Below are 4106 nucleotides of genomic sequence, written 5' to 3' on the forward strand. Positions count from 1 at the left end.
AAAAAGCACAAATAAATTTAAAGGAAGCATATGGCTGAGGTGAACGAGAAGGTTCAAAACCACGCAGAGGAAGATTTTGCGACATTGTTAGAGGAGTATGACGCCGGGAAGTCTCGCGACGAGGTTGTCACAGGTAAGGTTATTGCCCTTAAGGACGGCGAGGTTTTCATAGACGTAGGCAGGAAGTCGGAGGGCATTTTGGACGCCGCCGAGGTTAGCGACGAGCAAGGAAACCCGCAGGTTAATGTAGGAGATGACATCAAAGTCGCTATTATCGGAAGCAGAGGCGGTCGCCCGGTCGTATCGTATAAAAAGGCCCTAAAGAAGGAAAAAGTAAAGGCGTTCATTGACTCCTATGATGAAAACGCAGAGAATGTCTATGACGTTAAAATTCTATCGTTTAATAAGGGCGGTTTCGTTTGTGCTAATGCAGACGACGTGGAATTTTTTATGCCGCGCTCGCAAAGTGCGCTTAAAAATCCAAATGGCGCCGTCGGTAAAAATTTCAAGGTAAAGATCATTAAAGTTGATAGAGACGAACAAAGCATCGTAGTATCGCGTAAGAAGCTACTTGATGAGGATCGCAAAGCAAGCAAAGAGGCGATCGAGAAAGTAATCGCTACCGAGGGCATCATCGAAGGCGTCGTCAAAAAGATTACCACCTACGGTATGTTCGTAGACGTAGGCGGCGTGGACGGGCTCGTGCACTACAGCGAAATTTCATACAAAGGTCCTGTAAATCCAAGCTCGCTCTACAAAGAGGGCGATAAGGTCCCGGTTAAAGTTATCAAATACGACAACGATAAAAAGCATCTCTCCCTTTCGATCAAAGAAGCGATGCCAGATCCTTGGAACGAGATCAAAGATAGCCTGGAAGTGGGCGATACTATCCGCGTAAAAGTAAGTAATATCGAGCCTTACGGCGCGTTTGTCGATCTTGGCAACGACATCGAGGGCTTTTTGCATATCAGCGAAATTTCGTGGGATAAAAATATCAAAAATCCGAAAGATTTCATCAGCGAGGGCGAGGAGCTTGACGTCGAAGTCGTAGAGATCAATCCTAGCGAGCGCAGGCTGCGCGTGAGCCTTAAAAATTTACTCACTAAGCCTTTTGACGAGTTCGTTGCTAAGCATAAAGTGGGCGACGTGCTAAAAGGCAGCGTCACTACGATTACAAATTTTGGTGCGTTTGTGAGGATCGACGGCGTAGAGGGACTCTTGCATAACGAGGACGCTTCGTGGGATCGCGGCGAGAAGTGCAAAAATTTATTCAAAGTGGGCGACGAGATCGAGGTTAAGATCATCAAGATCGACAAAGATACTCAAAAAATTTCTCTAAACCACAAAGAGCTCGGCGATAGCCCGATTAGCGAGTTTGCCAAGAGTCACAATCAAGGCGATGTCGTAAAAGGCAAGATCCGCGATATTAAAGAGTTTGGAATTTTTGTCGAGCTTGGAGGCGGTATTGATGCGCTTATTCGCAAGGAAGATCTCGGCAACGTAAGCGTAGATAGCCTAAAAGTGGGCGACGAGATCGAGGCTGCGATCGCCTTCATCGACGAGAAGAAAAATAGAATCCGCCTAAGCGTGCGCAGGCTGGCTCATCAGAAGGAGCGCGAGGCGCTAAACGAGATCAATAGCAACGACGACGAGAAGCAAAGCCTAGGGGATCTGATCAAAGATCAACTAAATAAATAAAACTCTTTCCGCAAGGCATCCCCGCCTTGCGGCCCTACTTCAAAAGGTTAAATTTAATGAAAACTATCATAGTCTGCGACGCAATCCACAAAATCGGTTTTGATCTGCTTAAGCAAGAATCGGACGTTAAGGTAATCGACGCTACGAACGTGCCCAAGAGCGAGTTATACGGAATTTTAGGTGATGCGGATGTTGCGATCACCAGAAGCTCTACGGCGGTGGATGAGAAATTTCTAAATGCCGGCACCAAGCTAAAAGCGATCGTGCGCGCGGGCGTGGGCGTAGATAACTGCGACATCGACGGCTGCTCCAAGCGCGGCATTATTTTGATGAACGTACCTACGGCAAACACCATCGCCGCGGTCGAAATGACCATGTGCCATCTGCTAAATGCGGCGCGCAAATATGTAAATTCCTGCAACGATCTAAAAATTAATAGAATTTGGAAGCGCGAGAAATGGTACGGCACCGAGCTTTATAAAAAGAGCCTCGGCATCATCGGCTTTGGAAATATCGGCTCGCGCGTGGGGGTGCGTGCGCTTGCGTTTGGGATGAACGTCATCGCCTATGATCCCTATATCGAGCCCGAAAAGGCCACGAAGCTCGGGGTAAAATATACGAAAAATTTCGACGAAATTTTATCTTGCGACTTCATCACGATCCATACGCCGAAAAATCAAGAGACGATAAATATGGTAGGCGAGCCGCAAATAGCGAAGATGAAAGACGGCGTACGCCTAATAAACTGCGCTAGAGGAGGGCTGTATAATGAAAAAGCGCTCGCAAACAATCTACGCAGCGGCAAGATCGCGTATCTCGGCATTGATGTTTTCGACAAAGAGCCTGCGACCGATCACGAGCTTTTGGATATCGAAAATTTAAGCGCGACTCCGCATCTTGGAGCAAATACGCTCGAATCGCAAAGCAATATCGCCAGGGAAGCCGCAGAGCAGGCGATCAGCGCCGCGCGCGGCTTAAACTATCCAAACGCTTTAAATTTGCCGCTTAAGCTTGAAGATCTGCCGCGCGGTATCGAGCCGTATATAAATTTGGTCTCGAAAATGGCCTATCTTGCGGCGCAGATCAATAAAGGCCCGATCAAATCGATTCGCATCGAGGGCAGCGGCGAGATGGTGCAGTATCTAAAATCGATGCTCGTTTTTGCAATCGTAGGCGCACTGCACGATTCTTTGGGCGACTCGCTAAATTACGTCAACGCTAAATTTCTTGCGGATGAAAAGGGGATTGAGACGAGCTTCGGCGAGCTTGCAAACAGCGTCTATAAAAGCGAGATCGCGGTAAAAATCATGACCGACGAGGCGATCTCAAACGTCGCGGGCACGGTCTTTGACGGCAGCGAGGAGCGCATCGTAAATATCGGCGGATTTAAGACCGATTTTAAGCCGAAAGGCAAGATGATAATCTTTAAAAACACCGACGTACCGGGCGTTATCAAATCCGTAAGCACGATCCTAGCCGACGAAAACATCAATATCGCGGACTTCCGCTTAGGCAGAGGCGAGGAGGGGGACGCTTTGGCGGTCATTTTGGTCGATTCCGAAGTGCAAAAAAGCACGCTTGATAAGCTGGCGGCGCTTGAAACCTGCCTAATGGTGCGCTACGCGGCGCTTTAATCCTTTTCTGCTTAGGAGGCGGAATTTTAAATTTCGCCTCATCCAATTTCTTTATAATTTAAATTTACAATCCAGCCTATGACGGCGTTTGATGAGGCGATGCAGGAGTGCGAGGCGAGGATTTTGCGAAATTTGACGTAACGTGCAGGCAAGCGCTTGCGATACGTTGCGACATGCGCTAGGCAGATGCGTTTTGGCGCGCGGCTTGTGAAAACGCTGCGCACGCGTCAAATTTAACTCTCGCCCTGAGCTTGCTTTTAAATTTTAAATTTCGTCCTTGCAGAGCTGCTTTTAAATTTCATCATCGCGGGCGCCGCCGATTAAATTCTGTCGCTATGCGAGTTCGGTATCCAAAGCTAAGCGTTGCGGTACAAAATGTAGTTAAATTTTATTTTGGACATGAAGAGCTAAGCAAGAGTCGCTTCTAAGAACTGCCAGAGGGTTAAATTTTATTTATAAGACACGGAGGACATTTTTGCTTCAAATTTATGCGCGACAGGCACTTTCATCTCTAATCGTATCGCACGTTTAAATTTCGGGCAACCGCCGAGCGATTTTATTGCTGATTAAATTTAGGACGGCTGCCGAGAAATTGCGCCGCTGATTAAATTTTACGTTTTGCCAAAATTGTGCTTCGGTGAAAATTCCGCCCGGCCTAAATTTAGTCGATGCAAAATTTCAGCTGTAATGCGTCCTGCTAATTTGTGAGTTTAAGCGTTTCGATTAGGCTTAAAATTTTGCGGATCTGCGTTTGGTATTCGCGCGCGAGCTCTA

2 protein-coding genes are annotated in these 4106 nt (G+C 47.4%); both read left to right on the forward strand.

The genetic code is table 11. The features are described 5' to 3' along the window. The first annotated feature begins 30 nt into the window (after positions 1-30). Positions 31-1698 (forward strand): 30S ribosomal protein S1, encoded by a 1668-nt coding sequence (locus Q0257_RS06180; protein WP_297902399.1) that lies wholly within the window; start codon positions 31-33, stop codon positions 1696-1698. Positions 1699-1754: 56 nt separating this feature from the next. Next, on the forward strand, positions 1755-3332 hold the full coding sequence (gene serA, locus Q0257_RS06185; protein WP_298022952.1) for a phosphoglycerate dehydrogenase: 1578 nt from the start codon (positions 1755-1757) through the stop codon (positions 3330-3332). Positions 3333-4106: the final 774 nt, after the last annotated feature.

It is taken from the genome of uncultured Campylobacter sp. (assembly GCF_938018035.1).
GTDB lineage: Bacteria > Campylobacterota > Campylobacteria > Campylobacterales > Campylobacteraceae > Campylobacter_B.